At 54.2% G+C, this 15310-nt stretch carries 17 protein-coding genes; 10 read left to right on the plus strand and 7 right to left on the minus strand.

Going from position 1 to position 15310, the window contains the following annotated elements; genetic code table 11:
* Nucleotide 1 precedes the first annotated feature (1 nt).
* Nucleotides 2-481 (plus strand): pantetheine-phosphate adenylyltransferase, encoded by a 480-nt coding sequence (gene coaD / locus N6P30_RS08270; protein ID WP_008502695.1) that lies wholly within the window; start codon nt 2-4, stop codon nt 479-481.
* A 2-nt stretch (nt 482-483) separates the two neighbouring features.
* On the opposite strand, the gene mutM is transcribed toward coaD, so the two are convergent.
* From mutM to radC, 4 genes are all read right to left on the minus strand, one after another.
* Nucleotides 484-1293, minus strand: a complete 810-nt coding sequence (gene mutM / locus N6P30_RS08275) for a bifunctional DNA-formamidopyrimidine glycosylase/DNA-(apurinic or apyrimidinic site) lyase (protein ID WP_008502694.1) — start codon at nt 1291-1293, stop codon at nt 484-486.
* Between the two features lie 72 nt (nt 1294-1365).
* On the minus strand, nt 1366-1533 hold the full coding sequence (rpmG, locus tag N6P30_RS08280; protein WP_003024094.1) for a 50S ribosomal protein L33: 168 nt from the start codon (nt 1531-1533) through the stop codon (nt 1366-1368).
* 22 nt (nt 1534-1555) lie between these two features.
* A complete protein-coding gene (gene rpmB, locus N6P30_RS08285) occupies nt 1556-1792 on the minus strand; it encodes a 50S ribosomal protein L28 (RefSeq protein WP_002436699.1) in 237 nt (78 codons plus the stop codon).
* Between the two features lie 218 nt (nt 1793-2010).
* Complete coding sequence (gene radC, locus N6P30_RS08290) at nt 2011-2679, minus strand: RadC family protein (protein WP_008502693.1); 669 nt, start codon at nt 2677-2679, stop codon at nt 2011-2013.
* Nucleotides 2680-2851: 172 nt separating this feature from the next.
* Here radC and coaBC point away from each other — a divergent pair, with 172 nt between their 5' ends.
* The 3 genes from coaBC to slmA all read left to right on the plus strand — a co-directional run bounded on the left by coaBC (nt 2852) and on the right by slmA (nt 5216).
* Nucleotides 2852-4063 (plus strand): bifunctional phosphopantothenoylcysteine decarboxylase/phosphopantothenate--cysteine ligase CoaBC, encoded by a 1212-nt coding sequence (gene coaBC / locus N6P30_RS08295; protein WP_025910617.1) that lies wholly within the window; start codon nt 2852-2854, stop codon nt 4061-4063.
* Nucleotides 4041-4499 carry a dUTP diphosphatase gene (gene dut, locus N6P30_RS08300; RefSeq protein WP_008502691.1) on the plus strand — a complete coding sequence of 153 codons (459 nt, stop codon included), beginning with the start codon at nt 4041-4043 and terminating at the stop codon, nt 4497-4499. The genes coaBC and dut overlap by 23 nt, the downstream gene beginning before the upstream one ends.
* A gap of 120 nt (nt 4500-4619) precedes the next feature.
* Complete coding sequence (gene slmA / locus N6P30_RS08305) at nt 4620-5216, plus strand: nucleoid occlusion factor SlmA (RefSeq protein WP_008502690.1); 597 nt, start codon at nt 4620-4622, stop codon at nt 5214-5216.
* 82 nt (nt 5217-5298) lie between these two features.
* On the opposite strand, the gene pyrE is transcribed toward slmA, so the two are convergent.
* On the minus strand, nt 5299-5940 hold the full coding sequence (gene pyrE, locus N6P30_RS08310; protein ID WP_023294796.1) for an orotate phosphoribosyltransferase: 642 nt from the start codon (nt 5938-5940) through the stop codon (nt 5299-5301).
* Between the two features lie 67 nt (nt 5941-6007).
* On the minus strand, nt 6008-6724 hold the full coding sequence (gene rph / locus N6P30_RS08315) for a ribonuclease PH (RefSeq protein WP_006812424.1): 717 nt from the start codon (nt 6722-6724) through the stop codon (nt 6008-6010).
* Between the two features lie 125 nt (nt 6725-6849).
* On the opposite strand from rph, the gene N6P30_RS08320 reads away from it, so the two are divergent.
* The 3 genes from N6P30_RS08320 to N6P30_RS08330 all read left to right on the plus strand — a co-directional run bounded on the left by N6P30_RS08320 (nt 6850) and on the right by N6P30_RS08330 (nt 10303).
* Complete coding sequence (locus N6P30_RS08320; protein ID WP_008502687.1) at nt 6850-7713, plus strand: YicC/YloC family endoribonuclease; 864 nt, start codon at nt 6850-6852, stop codon at nt 7711-7713.
* Between the two features lie 206 nt (nt 7714-7919).
* Complete coding sequence (locus N6P30_RS08325; protein ID WP_008502677.1) at nt 7920-8537, plus strand: trimeric intracellular cation channel family protein; 618 nt, start codon at nt 7920-7922, stop codon at nt 8535-8537.
* A 113-nt stretch (nt 8538-8650) separates the two neighbouring features.
* Nucleotides 8651-10303, plus strand: a complete 1653-nt coding sequence (locus N6P30_RS08330) for a phosphoethanolamine transferase (RefSeq protein WP_023293750.1) — start codon at nt 8651-8653, stop codon at nt 10301-10303.
* On the opposite strand, the gene ligB is transcribed toward N6P30_RS08330, so the two are convergent.
* Complete coding sequence (gene ligB, locus N6P30_RS08335; RefSeq protein WP_023293749.1) at nt 10300-11970, minus strand: NAD-dependent DNA ligase LigB; 1671 nt, start codon at nt 11968-11970, stop codon at nt 10300-10302. The genes N6P30_RS08330 and ligB overlap by 4 nt on opposite strands.
* A 251-nt stretch (nt 11971-12221) precedes the next feature.
* On the opposite strand from ligB, the gene gmk reads away from it, so the two are divergent.
* From gmk to spoT, 3 genes are read left to right on the plus strand one after another with little or no spacing between them, the layout of a single operon-like run.
* Complete coding sequence (gene gmk, locus N6P30_RS08340; RefSeq protein WP_008502674.1) at nt 12222-12845, plus strand: guanylate kinase; 624 nt, start codon at nt 12222-12224, stop codon at nt 12843-12845.
* Between the two features lie 54 nt (nt 12846-12899).
* Nucleotides 12900-13175, plus strand: coding sequence for a DNA-directed RNA polymerase subunit omega (gene rpoZ, locus N6P30_RS08345; protein WP_000135058.1), 276 nt, complete (start codon nt 12900-12902; stop codon nt 13173-13175).
* A 19-nt stretch (nt 13176-13194) separates the two neighbouring features.
* A complete protein-coding gene (gene spoT / locus N6P30_RS08350) occupies nt 13195-15309 on the plus strand; it encodes a bifunctional GTP diphosphokinase/guanosine-3',5'-bis pyrophosphate 3'-pyrophosphohydrolase (protein ID WP_008502673.1) in 2115 nt (704 codons plus the stop codon).
* Nucleotide 15310: the final 1 nt, after the last annotated feature.

Here is a 15310-nt window from a genome sequence, read left to right on the forward strand (position 1 = left end):
CATGAGCACAAAAGCGATTTATCCGGGTACCTTCGATCCGATCACCAATGGTCATCTTGATATCATCACCCGTGCGGCGTGCATGTTCGACAAGGTGATCCTGGCGATTGCCGCCAGCCCCAGCAAAAAGCCGATGTTTGACCTCCACGAGCGCGTGCAGCTCGCCACCGATGCCATTTCGCACCTGCCGAATGTTGAGGTTGTCGGATTCAGCGACCTGATGGCGAACTTCGCCCGGGCCCAGCAGGCGAACATTCTGATCCGCGGTTTACGCGCGGTGGCAGACTTCGAATATGAGATGCAGCTGGCGCACATGAACCGCCACCTGATGCCGGAGCTGGAGAGCGTATTCCTGATGCCCTCCAAAGAGTGGTCGTTTATCTCGTCCACGCTGGTGAAAGAGGTGGCGCGCCATCACGGGGACGTTACCCATTTCCTGCCGGTTAACGTCCACCAGGCGTTGATGGAAAAGCTAAAGTAGCCCTATTTCTGGCACTGACGGCAGTAGAACGTGGCGCGCTGGGCGTGCTTCGTGGCAATAATGGGTGTGCCGCAGACTCTGCACGGTTCGCCCTTACGGCCATACACCTGCAGCTCCTGGGCAAAATAGCCCGGCTTGCCGTCACTTTGCAGGAAGTCCTTCAGCGTTGTCCCCCCCTGCTCAATCGAGCGCAGCAATACGGCTTTAATCACCCGAACCAGCAGCTCGCACTCCTGCGCCGACAGCGACGAGGCCAGCCGATCGGGGTGGATCCCGGCCGCAAACAGCGATTCGCTGGCGTAGATATTCCCCACGCCGACCACCAGCTTGTTATCCATCAGCCAGGGCTTAATCGGGCTTTTCTTCTTCGCGCACTTCGCCTTGAGGTATTCCGCGTTAAACGCGTCTGAGAGCGGCTCCGGGCCCAGATGCGCCAGCACGTTATGCCCTTCCAGCTCCTTCGTCCACAGCCACGCGCCAAAGCGCCGTGGATCGGTGTAACGCAGCACTTTGCCGTTGCTCATCACCAGATCCACGTGGTCGTGCTTTTCCGCAGGCAGTTCTTCGGTAAGAACGCGCAGGCTCCCGGACATCCCCAGGTGGATAATGATCCAGCCGTCGGGCAGCTCCAGCAGCAGGTATTTCGCGCGGCGCTGCACGCTAAGGACGGGTTTATCGCTCAGGGCATGGATCTCATCGGACACCGGCCAGCGCAGACGCCCGTTACGGACAACCGCGTGAAGAATCGTCGCGCCCACCAGATGGGGCTCAATGCCGCGACGGCTGGTTTCTACCTCAGGTAATTCAGGCATGGTTCCTCCGTTGAGATACAGAATGCAAAAAACCCCGCAGTTGCGGGGTTTTTCGATACAAGGAGACTAAAATTATTTGATTTTAGCTTCTTTGTACAGTACGTGCTGGCGTACAACTGGATCGAATTTTTTCAGTTCCAGTTTTTCCGGCTTAGTACGTTTGTTCTTCGTGGTGGTGTAGAAGTGACCTGTACCAGCAGAAGAAACCAGCTTGATTTTCTCGCGAATACCTTTAGCCATGATTTATTTCCTCTTTAAGTACTTAGTACTTTTCGCCACGGGCACGCAGTTCAGACAGAACTGTATCGATGCCTTTCTTATCGATTACACGCATACCTTTAGCAGATACGCGCAGGGTGACAAAACGCTTCTCGCTCTCAACCCAGAAACGGTGAGAGTGCAGGTTCGGCAGGAAACGGCGTTTAGTCGCGTTCAGTGCGTGGGAACGGTTGTTACCGGTCACCGGACGCTTGCCAGTAACTTGGCAGACTCGGGACATGTCTATTCTCCAAAAATCAAATTAGCTCGAGCTTCGTATGGGGTATCGGCGCCTCGTCAGGCTTTACAGCCCGGTCATCGCATAGTTCTAAGTGAACTCTCGATTGCCAGGCCCAAATGCCAAACCCGAGATTCTCAAAGGTGGCGTAGTATACGCTGACTCGGCGGTGTGCTCAAGTCCCGAACAGACAAAGATCCCGATGGATCGCGAGAAATAGCCTAAATCCAGCCATGTTCTGCAAAAGAAATGTACTCTCCGCGGCCAATTATCAGATGGTCCAGCACACGAATGTCCATGAATTGACAGCATTTGATAATGCGCTCGGTGATTTCTTTGTCCGCTCTGCTCGGTTCTGCACAGCCTGAGGGGTGATTATGCGCGAGGATCACGCCCGCTGCATTCACTTTTATCGCTTCCCGCACAATTTCTCGCGGATGCACCTCAACGTGGCTTAACGTACCGGCAAAGAGGCAGCTATGTTTCAGTACCCGGTTTCTGTTATCGACAAAGATCACCATAAAGATCTCGCGCTCGATATCGGTTAACTGGCTTTGCAGATATTCACGCGTCATCGCTGGCGTCAGGATCGGATCGTCCTTCTCCATGCGGACATTGTAAAAACGGCGGGCAAGTTCAGCAATGGCCCGCAACTGGGCATATTTCGCCACACCGATCCCTTCTACGTGCTTAAACTGCGCCAGTTCGGCGGTCAGCAAACCGTGCAGAGAACCGAAATGTACGATCAGCTCTTTTGCCAGCGTAAATACCGTTTTACCGGGCGTTCCGGTACGTAAAAAGAGCGCCAGCAGTTCATCATCTTTTAACAGGGTGACGTCATAGCGCAGCAGTTTTTCGCGCGGCAGCAGCGGCTCATCCTCTTCTTCCATGCTCTTTCTCCCTTTTTTAACCGCATGCTGCCACAGGCCAGTCAGGCACTCGACGACCACGTTGCGTTCTTGCGTAGCGCCTCGCAAAGTGGTCGAAGGACAAAATCACCCCGTTTTGGGGATTGTGATAAAATGCCCGCTCTCTGGTGAACCCCAACAGGAAAGAATCATGATGAGCCTGGCCGGTAAAAAAATCGTTCTTGGCGTGAGCGGCGGTATTGCTGCCTACAAAGCGCCGGAGCTGGTGCGTCGTCTGCGCGAGCGCGGGGCAGATGTACGGGTCGCGATAACCGAAGGCGGTAAAGCCTTTATCACTCCTCTGAGCCTGCAGGCCGTTTCAGGATACCCGGTATCTGACAGCCTGCTCGATCCGGCCGCCGAAGCCGCGATGGGCCATATTGAGCTTGGGAAATGGGCAGACCTGGTTATCCTCGCCCCCGCCACGGCTGATTTAATCGCCCGGGTAGCGGCCGGTATGGCAAACGACCTGGTCTCCACCATTTGTCTGGCCACACCTGCGCCTGTTGCCGTCGTGCCTGCCATGAACCAGCAGATGTACCGTAACGCGGCTACGCAGCACAATCTTGAGACCCTGGCCTCACGCGGCCTGCTTATCTGGGGTCCGGACAGCGGTAGCCAGGCCTGCGGCGATGTTGGCCCGGGCCGCATGCTTGATCCGCTGACGATTGTTGATATGGCCGCGGCCCACTTTTCGCCTGTCAACGATCTGCAACATCTCAACATCATGATAACCGCGGGCCCCACGCGCGAGCCGCTGGATCCGGTGCGCTACATCACCAACCACAGTTCCGGCAAAATGGGCTTTGCGATTGCCGCCGCCGCCGCGAAGCGCGGTGCGAACGTCACGCTGGTGAGCGGCCCGGTCTCTCTGCCTACCCCTGCGTGTGTGAAGCGAATTGACGTTACCACCGCGCTGGAGATGGAAGCCGCCGTGCAGGCACATGCGCAAAGCCAGCAGATTTTTATCGGCTGTGCGGCCGTTGCAGACTATCGTGCTGAGACGATCGCCGAGGCTAAAATTAAAAAGCAAGGCGATGAATTAACACTAAAAATGGTGAAAAACCCGGACATTGTTGCCGGTGTCGCCGCACTAAAAAGCCACCGTCCATACGTTGTTGGGTTTGCCGCAGAAACGAATAATGTGGAAGAATATGCCCGGCAAAAACGTACCCGCAAAAACCTCGATTTGATTTGCGCGAACGACGTATCGCTGGCCACACAAGGATTTAACAGCGACAGCAACGCACTGCACCTTTTCTGGCAGGATGGAGATAAAGTCTTACCGCTTGAGCGCAAGGAACTCCTGGGCCAACATTTACTCGACGAGATCGTTACCCGTTATGATGAAAAAAATCGACGTTAAGATTCTGGACCCGCGTGTTGGCGAGCAATTCCCGCTGCCAACCTATGCCACCTCCGGCTCTGCCGGTCTTGACCTGCGCGCCTGTCTCGATGACGCCGTAGAACTGGCCCCGGGTGCCACGACACTGGTTCCGACTGGCCTGGCGATTCACATTGCTGACCCGTCGCTGGCAGCGGTTATCCTGCCGCGTTCTGGCCTGGGCCATAAGCACGGCGTTGTGCTGGGTAACCTGGTGGGCCTGATCGACTCCGACTATCAGGGTCAACTGATGGTCTCCGTCTGGAACCGTGGTCAGGACAGCTTCACCATTGAACCGGGCGAGCGTATCGCACAGATGGTCTTTGTACCGGTGGTACAGGCAGAATTTAACCTGGTGGCAGACTTTGACGCCACCGACCGTGGCGAAGGCGGCTTCGGCCATTCCGGGCGCAAGTAACGGCCCGACAAACACGTATCTCACAGCGTCATAATGCAATAACAAACCGCAAACGTCCGTTTGCGGTCGCTGTGTGGATGCCAGCCTGGCAAGTGCTTATTTTCAGGGGTATTTTGTAACATGGCAGAAAAACAAACCGCGAAAAGGAATCGTCGCGAAGAAATACTTCAATCTCTGGCTCTGATGCTTGAATCCAGCGATGGCAGTCAACGCATCACCACCGCTAAACTGGCCGCCTCCGTAGGCGTGTCTGAGGCGGCGCTGTACCGTCATTTTCCGAGCAAGACCCGGATGTTCGACAGTCTGATCGAGTTTATTGAAGACAGCCTGATCACGCGCATCAACCTGATTCTGAAAGACGAAAAAGACACTACCGCGCGTCTGCGTCTGATAGTGCTGTTAATCCTGGGCTTCGGTGAACGCAATCCGGGCTTAACCCGTATCCTGACCGGCCACGCGCTGATGTTTGAGCAGGACAGACTCCAGGGCCGCATTAACCAGCTTTTCGAACGCATTGAAGCGCAGCTGCGCCAGGTGCTGCGCGAGAAGAAAATGCGTGAGGGTGAAGGATACAGCATTGATGAAACGCTGCTGGCGAGCCAGATTCTGGCGTTTTGTGAAGGGATGCTTTCCCGCTTTGTGCGCAGCGAGTTTAAATACCGTCCAACGGACGATTTTGACGCCCGCTGGCCGTTAGTGGCGGCACAATTACAGTAACGCCATCGCCGGATGGCGGCTTCGCCTTATCCGGCCTACGAACAGGTAGGCCCGGTAAGCACAACGCCACCGGGCAATGCACTTAAACCCCGAACTCTTCGCGATACGCTTTTACCGCTGCCAGATGGTCCGCCATCTCAGGCTTCTCTTCCAGATACGCAATCAGATCTTTCAGGGTGATTATTGACGTCACAGTGCAGTTGTAATCCCGCTCCACTTCCTGAATGGCGGAAATTTCTCCGCGACCACGCTCCTGACGATCCAGCGAAATCAACACGCCAGCCAGCGTTGCACCGTTGGCCTGGATAATCTCCATTGATTCGCGGATTGCCGTACCCGCGGTGATCACGTCGTCCACCAGCATGACGCGGCCCTGCAGCGGGCTGCCGACCAGATTCCCGCCTTCACCGTGGGTTTTGGCTTCTTTGCGGTTAAAGCAGTACGGCACGTCGCGATCATGATGTTCCGCCAGCGCCACCGCGGTAGTGGTCGCAATCGGAATGCCTTTATAGGCCGGGCCAAATAGCAGGTCAAAATCAATCCCGGAATCCACCAGCGCTTCGGCATAGAAACGGCCTAACAGTGCCAGATCGCGCCCGGTATTAAACAGCCCGGCGTTGAAGAAATAAGGACTTTTACGCCCGGATTTCAGCGTAAATTCGCCAAACTTAAGTACCTGCTTGTTAAGCGCAAACTCAATAAACTGGCGCTGATACGATTTCATGGATTAGCTCCTTTGGTTTTTCTGTCTTACAGGCAAAAAAAAGGCGACTCATTGGTCGCCTTTAAAATCAATTTTCTAACGCCGCTTTCTGCGTCGTGACAATGGATTCGATTCCCCCTCGGGCCAACGCCAGCAGGGAGAGAAGCTCTTCGTGGGTGAACGGCTCGCCTTCTGCCGTGCCCTGCACCTCAATGATGCGACCGTCTTCGGTCATCACCACGTTCATGTCTGTCTCTGCAGCGGAATCTTCAACGTATTCCAGATCGCAAAGCGCTTCACCGTTAACGATGCCTACGGAGACCGCCGCAACCATGCCTTTCATTGGATTGGTTTTCAGCTTACCGGCAGCAACCAGCTTGTTCAGAGCATCGGCCAGCGCTACACAGGCGCCGGTAATAGAGGCCGTACGCGTGCCACCATCGGCCTGAATCACGTCGCAGTCCAGGGTAATCGTGAATTCGCCGAGGGTTTTCAGATCAACGGCGGCGCGCAGCGCACGCGCGATCAGACGCTGAATTTCCATGGTACGACCGCCCTGCTTACCCTTTGCCGCTTCACGAGCGTTACGGGTATGGGTCGCGCGCGGCAGCATGCCGTACTCGGCGGTGATCCAGCCCTGGCCCTGACCTTTCAGGAAGCGCGGAACGCCTTCTTCGATGGATGCGGTACACAGCACTTTGGTGTCACCAAACTCAACCAGCACGGAGCCTTCAGCGTGTTTTGTATAGTTACGGGTCAGGGTGACGGGACGCACCTGATTGGCGCTACGACCTGATGGACGCATGATGGATTCTCCGGCTTGAAACGAATGTGGCTGCGCATTATACGGATAAAGGACGCTTATTCCTATCCTGAGAAGCCCCCGAAAGCTATAATCCCCCCATCTCTCCTTTAAAAACGGGAATGTCTATGATCCGCAGTATGACCGCCTACGCCCGGCGTGAAATCAAGGGTAGCTGGGGTAGCGCTACATGGGAAATGCGCTCGGTAAACCAGCGTTACCTGGAAACGTATTTCCGTATGCCGGAGCAGTTCCGCAGCCTTGAGCCTGTTGTTCGCGAGCGTATCCGTACGCGTCTGACGCGCGGTAAAGTGGAATGTAACCTGCGCTTTGAGCCTGATGCCAGCGCACAGGGCGAGCTAATCCTCAACGAAAAACTGGCGAAACAGCTCGTGAATGCGGCGAACTGGGTCAAAATGCAGAGCGATGAAGGCGAAATCAACCCGGTTGATATTCTGCGCTGGCCTGGCGTCATGGCCGCCGGCGAGCAGGATCTGGACGCGATTGCCGCTGAAATTCTGGCCGCCCTCGACGGCACGCTGGATGACTTTATCGTTGCCCGCGAAACCGAAGGTCAGGCGCTGAAAGCGATGATTGAGCAGCGCCTTGAAGGCGTGAGTGCGGAAGTGGCTAAGGTTCGCACCCATATGCCGGAAGTGCTGCAGTGGCAGCGCGAGCGCCTGGTCGCCAAACTGGAAGAGGCAGAAGTTCAGCTGGAAAACACCCGTCTGGAACAAGAGCTGGTGCTGATGGCGCAACGTATTGATGTCGCTGAAGAGCTGGACCGTCTGGAAGCGCACGTTAAAGAGACCTACAACATTCTGAAGAAAAAGGAAGCGGTAGGCCGCCGTCTGGACTTTATGATGCAGGAGTTCAACCGCGAGTCGAACACTCTTGCGTCTAAGTCGATCAATGCGGAAGTGACGAATTCAGCGATTGAGTTGAAAGTACTGATTGAGCAAATGCGCGAGCAGATCCAGAATATTGAGTAATGCCTTTTCGGGTGGTGCCGACGGCATCACCCATTATTATTTCTAATCCATTCCGGCACCTGATTTTGCATGCTACCGCCTTTCATCAAGCTTATTCAACATCATTTGATAAAAATTTATAGGGCAAACGCACTCGCCTTAGAAAAACTCAATCGTGATCTTGCGCACAAATCGCTAACCTCCCCCGCGTTCACACCGGAGGAAATATGCTGCTTCACATCCTTTATCTCATTGGCATCACCGCAGAAGCCATGACCGGCGCACTTGCTGCCGGACGTCGCCGTATGGACACCTTCGGCGTGATCATTATTGCTACAGCGACCGCGCTGGGCGGCGGCTCGGTACGCGATATTCTGCTGGGACATTATCCGCTTGGCTGGGTCAAACACCCTGAGTACGTCATTATCGTGGCGACAGCTGCCGTGTTAACCACCATAGTGGCGCCCGTCATGCCCCATCTTCGCCGCCTGTTTTTAGTCCTTGACGCTTTAGGTCTGGTGGTTTTCTCGATTATCGGAGCACAAATCGCGCTCGATATGGGGGAAGGACCTGTTATCGCTACCATTGCCGCCGTGGTCACGGGCGTATTCGGCGGTGTGCTGCGCGATATGTTCTGCAAGCGTATTCCACTGGTTTTCCAGAAAGAGCTTTACGCCGGAATATCCTTTGCGTCTGCCGTTCTGTATATTGCTTTACAACATTATGTTTCGAGCCATGATGTTGTGGTCATTGCCACGTTATTATTTGGCTTTACGGCTCGCTTGCTGGCACTGCGCTTAAAACTGGGATTGCCTGTTTTTCATTACACGCAGGACACACATTGAATTCTCAACAAAACCACAACAAAGTAGTAAAAAGCACTTTTTGTTATCTCATATAACCGGGCCAAACGCGATAAACTGTCGCATCTTTGTCCCCATAAACTTGCGTTAAAACAATGTCCTTTGCCAAAACGTCAGCCCTGATTATTAATAAAAAACTCAGCAGCCATTTTTTAATTTTGCTGCTCGTTTCCGTGCTGATTCAGTTATGGCCAGTATTTTTAACGCAACCTGCACGATTCGCAGTGCGCATTGCGATTTGTAATGCGCTTTTACTGGTTTGCGCCGCAGCGATCTTTCGCTCGCTTCCCGGCAAGATCCTCGCATTTTTTTTAACCGCCCTGCTCACGTTAAATTTTGCGATTGCTTACAGTACCTGGAGCGTCTACCAGAGCGAATTTAACACGGTATTCGCGATGAGTATTCTCGGCACTCACGTTGCCGAAGCGAAAAGCATGTCAGGTTTATACCTACACTGTTTACCAGCCGCGTTTGCTTACTTTATTGTCACCTGGTTCGCAATCAAAGCAGCTAGCGAGCATGTTTCTTCCCGCGTCAAAACTATCGGCTTCGTTCTGCTTGCCGTTTATTTTGGCTGGTATTCGACGGCAAATTGGCTAAAAAAACGCCACGACCTTGAAGTTTATTATCCGCTAAGCTCCCGGATTTTAACCAATACGCCATTTTACACCGGCGCAGAGTTCATTATTGCCCATCGCGATAACGCGCTGGCGGAGAAAATTAGCCAGCACAGCGTCAATTATCCTGCGTTGCAGTATCATGAAACGGGCATCGAAAACTATGTTGTTATCGTGGGTGAATCCGCACGTCGCAGCAATATGAAGCTCTACGGTTTTCACCAGGATACCACGCCAGTGGAATCCTTGCTGGCGAAGGACTCCCTCATTTTTAGCAATGCTATTGCCCCGGCGTCAGCCACCGTGCTTTCCGTGCCGATGATATTAAGTAAAGCCGATCCAGACCACTTCACCACCGATAAGCTTGCTGACAATATCGTTAGCGTCGCTAAAAAAACGGGCTATCACACCGAATGGATTAGCGCCCAGGGTAATACAGGCAAGAGCAATAACTATATTGTGGCGATTGCTTCTATTAGCCATAAAGCCCAGTGGATTGACACCCGTTATGACACCGAACTTTTACCTGCCCTGGATGAGGCGCTTAAAGCCCCCGGCAGGAAGTTAATTTTCCTGCATATCAACGGCAGTCATGAGATGGCCTGCGATCGGTATCCGCCATCCGCAAATATTCTGCATACCGGCAACAAGTATGAAGATTGCTACAATAATGCGATTCTGTTTACCGACTACTTCATTGGCGAAGTAGCTAAGCGTCTGCAGGGCAGCGCATCCTCTCTGCTCTATTTTTCAGACCATGGGCTGGAAAAAAACCCGCAGCTGAACTCCATCTATATGCATGGCTCACGCAACCCAAGCAAAGAGGCTTACCAGGTCCCCCAGTTTATCTGGTATAGCCAGCAAGCCCTGAATACTCAAAAAAGATCGGTGGGGTGGGTGCATGAAGCGTGGCCCACAGCAAGCAATTATGAGTTGATGTTGACGTGGCTTGGAATCACAACGGGTGTTGATCAATGCAGCTCGGTGCTTGCGGCGTGCTATCAGGCTCCCACGCTTATCCCGGTAATTGATGGCGGCCGCCACATCTATGACTACGATCAGCTCCGCGAAACCTTCAGTTCGCCAGACAGACATACCCCCTGGCGCAAAGCTAAAGCAAGCTCGCTCTAAAATCCAGGCAGACCCTGCTTGCCTAACCAGGATGCCAGCCCGGCAACGCCAGGGTCGTGGATGAAGGCAACAATTTGTCGCGCCTTCCTCTCTCCCGTTCCCGGCAGGCTTTGCCAGTTCTTTACGTTACGTTCGCTCAGCGTCTGCCACGTTACGTTCCCCATCGCCTTCAGCGAAGCCTGTGTCAGCGGAACACCCAATGCCATGAGCCAGCGAATAAATGGCTTCTCGCGCACCAGATTAAATCGATGCCAGAGCGCCAGCCCGCGCGCGGAGGAAAACCCAGGCGTAGCCTGCATTTGCGCCTGCGTTAATAACAGCCACGAAAAGAGGTGTTCAAAATGATGTGCCTGCCAGAGGGTACGCCAGCCTGACTCGCCTAATCCTTCAATATCAAGTACCTGCTTTGAGCTGAGCCAGGTCAGTCGGGCAAAGAACTGTTCCATACATTCCGGAGAAGCATAGAAACAGCTCAGCGCATGATAACGCGAGGCTGGAGGCTCGGGTTTATGTCTGTCCGTCCCGCGCCAGACCACCTTATCAAACCGGGGAATACCCTGCCCGGCCAGGCTGACCTGTATCTGATCCCCTGAGGCAATATCCAGCCTCTGCCAGCGCTCCACCGAGCCCAGACTCACCCGCCGTACCTGTTTATCGTCCAATTGCACAGGTTCCAGTGCGGCTACAACGGACATTTTGCCCGTTCGCCCCACGGAAAAATGAATATCACTCACCTCGGTCACCTGGGCTGCAGGCGCATATTTCCACGCAACCAGCCAGTTGCCTTCGCCCGGTAACCAGCCTTCCCCTGCGGGCGCATCCTCCGAACGCACCACAATGCCATCCGTGGCAAAGGGTAATCCGGTTACGTGCCAGGCGGCGCGCTGTTTCTCGACGGCATCAACAGATTCGGCGGGTAGCGTATACCGTGCCGACAGCGTAAAACCGGCCTGAGACAGCTCAGCTAAAGATGTCTGCATATCTTTCGGCCCATCCGGCCAGGCCCAGATGAACACGCCGATCTTGCTCAAAACTGAGTTATCCTTTTGCCGCATCATCGCCCCCGCCACCTTTGCGCGAGCGTTCATCCCGCCCATTTGCCGCTGAATGTGATTGTCGCTTAGCCAGAAAAGCTCGCCCTGTAAGACGCTGTTCGCCAGCTTGCCGGTGAGCTTTTGCGGAATAGTCGGGATCAAACGCACCTTCCCGGTCCAGTCTTCCCCTTTCAGGCCATCACCACGACTGATGGCCTGGGTTAACGTTCCGTCACGATAGACCAGCGTTACCGCCACACCGTCAACTTTGGGCTGCATCCACAGATGCTGCCGCGCACGCATCCACTGTCTCAACTCCTCTTTGCTGGCCACTTTATGTACGCCCGTATGGGCAACAGGATGTTTTACGCTTCCCACCAGCGCAGGGAGTTTCTCCTCTGAAGGCTCACTGCCAAAACAGTGCTGCCACTGCATTAAGCGCCCGTTAAGCTGGTCGTAAACTTCGTCGTTGACCTCGCTCACGCCCTGCTTCCAGTAAGCGTCATCCCAGCGTTTGATTTGCGCGCTTAACGACGCCATCTCTTTCTCAGCTTTTGCCTGCGACCACACCGGGCACACCGCCGCGCCATAGCCACTCCACAAGAGCATTAACCCGCTTATCCATCGCCACATTGCTACTCCTCCTTTGTGTTGCAGGAGGTATATCCCGATGCCTGAAACAACGCTAACGGCAACGACTCACAATGCGAGACGCTATCCGGTATTTCTTTGGGTTGCTGAAAACCCCATATAAAACCTGAAAACGGCACGCAAAATTCAATAATCCAGGGGAAAAAGTGTGACAAAGGCTACGTCACACGGCAGTGACGTGTATAATAAGCCCGTATGTAGGACTTCTTCGTTAACACATACAAAAGACTCTCATGGCTCAAGGCACGCTTTATATTGTTTCTGCCCCTAGTGGCGCGGGTAAATCCAGCCTTATTCAGGCACTGTTAAAAACCCAACCGTTGTACGACACACAGGTTTCTGTTTCTCACACCACGCGTCAACCGCGTCCGGGTGAAGTGCACGGCGAACACTATTTCTTTGTGGATCACGACGAGTTCAGAGCGATGATCGGCAGAGACGCGTTTCTTGAACACGCGGAAGTATTCGGTAATTACTACGGTACCTCGCGTGAAACCATTGAGCAGGTTCTGGCCACGGGCGTGAATGTGTTCCTGGATATCGACTGGCAGGGTGCACAGCAAATTCGCAAGAAAATGCCTGACTCGCGCAGTATCTTTATTTTACCGCCATCGAAAGATGAGCTGGATCGCCGCCTGCGTGGCCGCGGTCAGGACAGCGAAGAAGTCATCGCAAAGCGTATGGAACAGGCTGTTGCAGAAATGAGCCATTACGCGGAATATGATTACCTTATTGTGAATGATGATTTTGATGCCGCACTGAGCGATCTCAAAACCATTCTTCGTGCAGAACGTCTGCGTATGAGCCGCCAGAAGCAGCGACATGACGCATTAATCACCAAACTGTTGGCAGACTGAACCCACTTTCAGTATCATGCCCAGTCATTTCTTCACCTGTGGAGCATTTTAAGTATGGCACGCGTAACTGTTCAGGACGCTGTAGAGAAAATTGGTAACCGTTTTGACCTGGTGCTGGTCGCCGCGCGTCGCGCTCGTCAGATGCAGGTAGGCGGTAAAGATCCGCTGGTACCGGAAGAAAACGATAAAACCACCGTTATTGCACTTCGCGAAATCGAAGAAGGTCTGATCAACAACCAGATCCTCGACGTGCGTGAGCGCCAGGAGCAGCAAGAGCAGGAAGCCGCAGAACTGCAGGCCGTAACCGCTATTGCTGAAGGTCGTCGTTAATTAAACCTGCGGGTCGCCCTTGTATCTGTTTGAAAGCCTGAATCAACTGATTCAAATCTACCTGCCTGAAGACCAGATTAAGCGTCTTCAGCAGGCGTATCTCGTTGCACGTGACGCTCACGAGGGCCAGACACGTTCAAGCGGTGAACCCTACATCACGCACCCGGTAGCGGTGGCCTGTATTCTGGCCGAGATGAAACTCGACTACGAAACGCTGATGGCCGCGCTGCTGCACGACGTGATTGAAGATACCCCTGCCACTTACCAGGACATGGAACAGCTGTTTGGCAAAAGCGTTGCCGAACTGGTGGAAGGGGTCTCTAAGCTTGATAAGCTGAATTTCCGCGACAAGAAAGAGGCGCAAGCCGAAAACTTCCGCAAGATGATTATGGCGATGGTGCAGGATATCCGCGTCATTCTCATCAAACTCGCTGACCGCACCCACAACATGCGCACGCTGGGCTCGCTTCGCCCGGATAAACGTCGCCGCATTGCCCGTGAAACCCTCGAAATCTACAGTCCGCTGGCGCACCGTTTAGGTATTCACCACATTAAAACCGAGCTGGAAGAGCTGGGTTTTGAAGCGTTGTACCCGAACCGCTATCGCGTGATTAAAGAGGTGGTGAAAGCCGCACGCGGCAACCGTAAGGAGATGATTCAAAAGATCCTCTCTGAAATCGAAGGGCGCTTGCAGGAAGCGGGAATTCCGTGCCGCGTCAGCGGTCGCGAGAAACACCTGTACTCCATCTACTGCAAAATGGTGCTCAAAGAGCAGCGTTTTCACTCGATCATGGATATCTACGCCTTCCGCGTGATTGTCCACGACTCGGACACCTGTTATCGCGTGCTGGGGCAGATGCACAGCCTCTACAAGCCGCGTCCGGGGCGCATGAAAGATTACATCGCCATTCCAAAAGCGAACGGCTATCAATCTTTGCACACCTCGATGATCGGGCCGCACGGCGTGCCTGTTGAGGTGCAAATTCGCACCGAAGACATGGACCAGATGGCAGAGATGGGTGTTGCCGCGCACTGGGCCTATAAAGAGCACGGTGGCGAAAGCAGTACGACCGCACAAATCCGCGCCCAGCGCTGGATGCAGAGCCTGCTGGAACTTCAGCAGAGTGCGGGCAGCTCGTTTGAATTTATCGAGAGCGTGAAATCCGATCTCTTCCCGGATGAGATTTACGTTTTCACCCCCGAAGGTCGCATTGTCGAACTGCCTGCGGGCGCAACGCCGGTCGACTTCGCTTACGCCGTGCATACCGATATCGGCCATGCCTGCGTGGGCGCGCGCGTCGACAGACAACCTTACCCGCTGTCTCAGCCGCTCGCCAGCGGCCAGACGGTGGAAATTATTACCGCGCCGGGCGCACGTCCGAACGCGGCCTGGCTGAACTTTGTCGTGAGCTCCAAAGCGCGCGCTAAAATCCGTCAGCTGCTGAAAAACCTCAAGCGTGATGATTCCGTCAGCCTGGGGCGTCGTCTGCTCAACCACGCGTTGGGCGGCAGCCGTAAGCTGGCTGAGATCCCACCGGAGCATATCCAGCGCGAGCTCGACCGTATGAAGCTCACGTCTCTTGACGATCTGCTGGCGGAAATTGGTCTGGGCAACGCCATGAGCGTCGTGGTGGCGAAAAACCTGCAGCAGGGCGAAGCAATACCTTCTGCGCCAGGCGCATCCGGCCATGCTCATCTGCCAATCAAAGGCGCGGACGGGGTGCTGATCACCTTCGCAAAATGTTGCCGTCCAATTCCAGGCGACCCGATTATTGCGCACGTCAGCCCAGGTAAAGGGCTGGTTATCCACCACGAATCCTGTCGTAACATTCGCGGCTACCAGAAAGAAGCCGAGAAGTTTATGGCGGTCGAGTGGGATAAAGAGACGGCGCAGGAATTTATCACCGAGATTAAGGTGGATATGTTCAACCACCAGGGTGCCCTGGCGAACCTGACGGCAGCGATCAACACGGCCTCTTCCAATATTCAAAGCCTGAATACGGAAGAAAAAGATGGCCGCGTGTACAGCGCCTTTATTCGTCTGACCGCCCGCGACCGCGTGCATCTGGCGAATATCATGCGCAAGATCCGCGTCATGCCGGACGTGATTAAAGTCACCCGTAACCGAAACTAGT

Origin of the sequence: Enterobacter sp. PL1, assembly GCF_945957325.1 — a bacterium.
Taxonomy (GTDB): domain Bacteria; phylum Pseudomonadota; class Gammaproteobacteria; order Enterobacterales; family Enterobacteriaceae; genus Enterobacter; species Enterobacter roggenkampii.

Excerpts from the sequence above, each read along its gene's own strand:
- ligB (WP_023293749.1), bottom strand. The coding sequence starts at position 11,970 with ATGTGGCGATGGATAAGCGGGTTAATGCTCTTGTGGAGTGGCTATGGC.
- gmk (WP_008502674.1), top strand. The coding sequence starts at position 12,222 with ATGGCTCAAGGCACGCTTTATATTGTTTCTGCCCCTAGTGGCGCGGGT.
- rpmB (WP_002436699.1), bottom strand. The coding sequence starts at position 1,792 with ATGTCCCGAGTCTGCCAAGTTACTGGCAAGCGTCCGGTGACCGGTAAC.
- rpoZ (WP_000135058.1), top strand. The coding sequence starts at position 12,900 with ATGGCACGCGTAACTGTTCAGGACGCTGTAGAGAAAATTGGTAACCGT.
- coaBC (WP_025910617.1), top strand. The coding sequence starts at position 2,852 with ATGAGCCTGGCCGGTAAAAAAATCGTTCTTGGCGTGAGCGGCGGTATT.
- N6P30_RS08330 (WP_023293750.1), top strand. The coding sequence starts at position 8,651 with ATGTCCTTTGCCAAAACGTCAGCCCTGATTATTAATAAAAAACTCAGC.
- radC (WP_008502693.1), bottom strand. The coding sequence starts at position 2,679 with ATGGAAGAAGAGGATGAGCCGCTGCTGCCGCGCGAAAAACTGCTGCGC.
- coaD (WP_008502695.1), top strand. The coding sequence starts at position 2 with ATGAGCACAAAAGCGATTTATCCGGGTACCTTCGATCCGATCACCAAT.
- N6P30_RS08325 (WP_008502677.1), top strand. The coding sequence starts at position 7,920 with ATGCTGCTTCACATCCTTTATCTCATTGGCATCACCGCAGAAGCCATG.
- dut (WP_008502691.1), top strand. The coding sequence starts at position 4,041 with ATGATGAAAAAAATCGACGTTAAGATTCTGGACCCGCGTGTTGGCGAG.
- slmA (WP_008502690.1), top strand. The coding sequence starts at position 4,620 with ATGGCAGAAAAACAAACCGCGAAAAGGAATCGTCGCGAAGAAATACTT.
- mutM (WP_008502694.1), bottom strand. The coding sequence starts at position 1,293 with ATGCCTGAATTACCTGAGGTAGAAACCAGCCGTCGCGGCATTGAGCCC.
- N6P30_RS08320 (WP_008502687.1), top strand. The coding sequence starts at position 6,850 with ATGATCCGCAGTATGACCGCCTACGCCCGGCGTGAAATCAAGGGTAGC.
- pyrE (WP_023294796.1), bottom strand. The coding sequence starts at position 5,940 with ATGAAATCGTATCAGCGCCAGTTTATTGAGTTTGCGCTTAACAAGCAG.
- rpmG (WP_003024094.1), bottom strand. The coding sequence starts at position 1,533 with ATGGCTAAAGGTATTCGCGAGAAAATCAAGCTGGTTTCTTCTGCTGGT.
- rph (WP_006812424.1), bottom strand. The coding sequence starts at position 6,724 with ATGCGTCCATCAGGTCGTAGCGCCAATCAGGTGCGTCCCGTCACCCTG.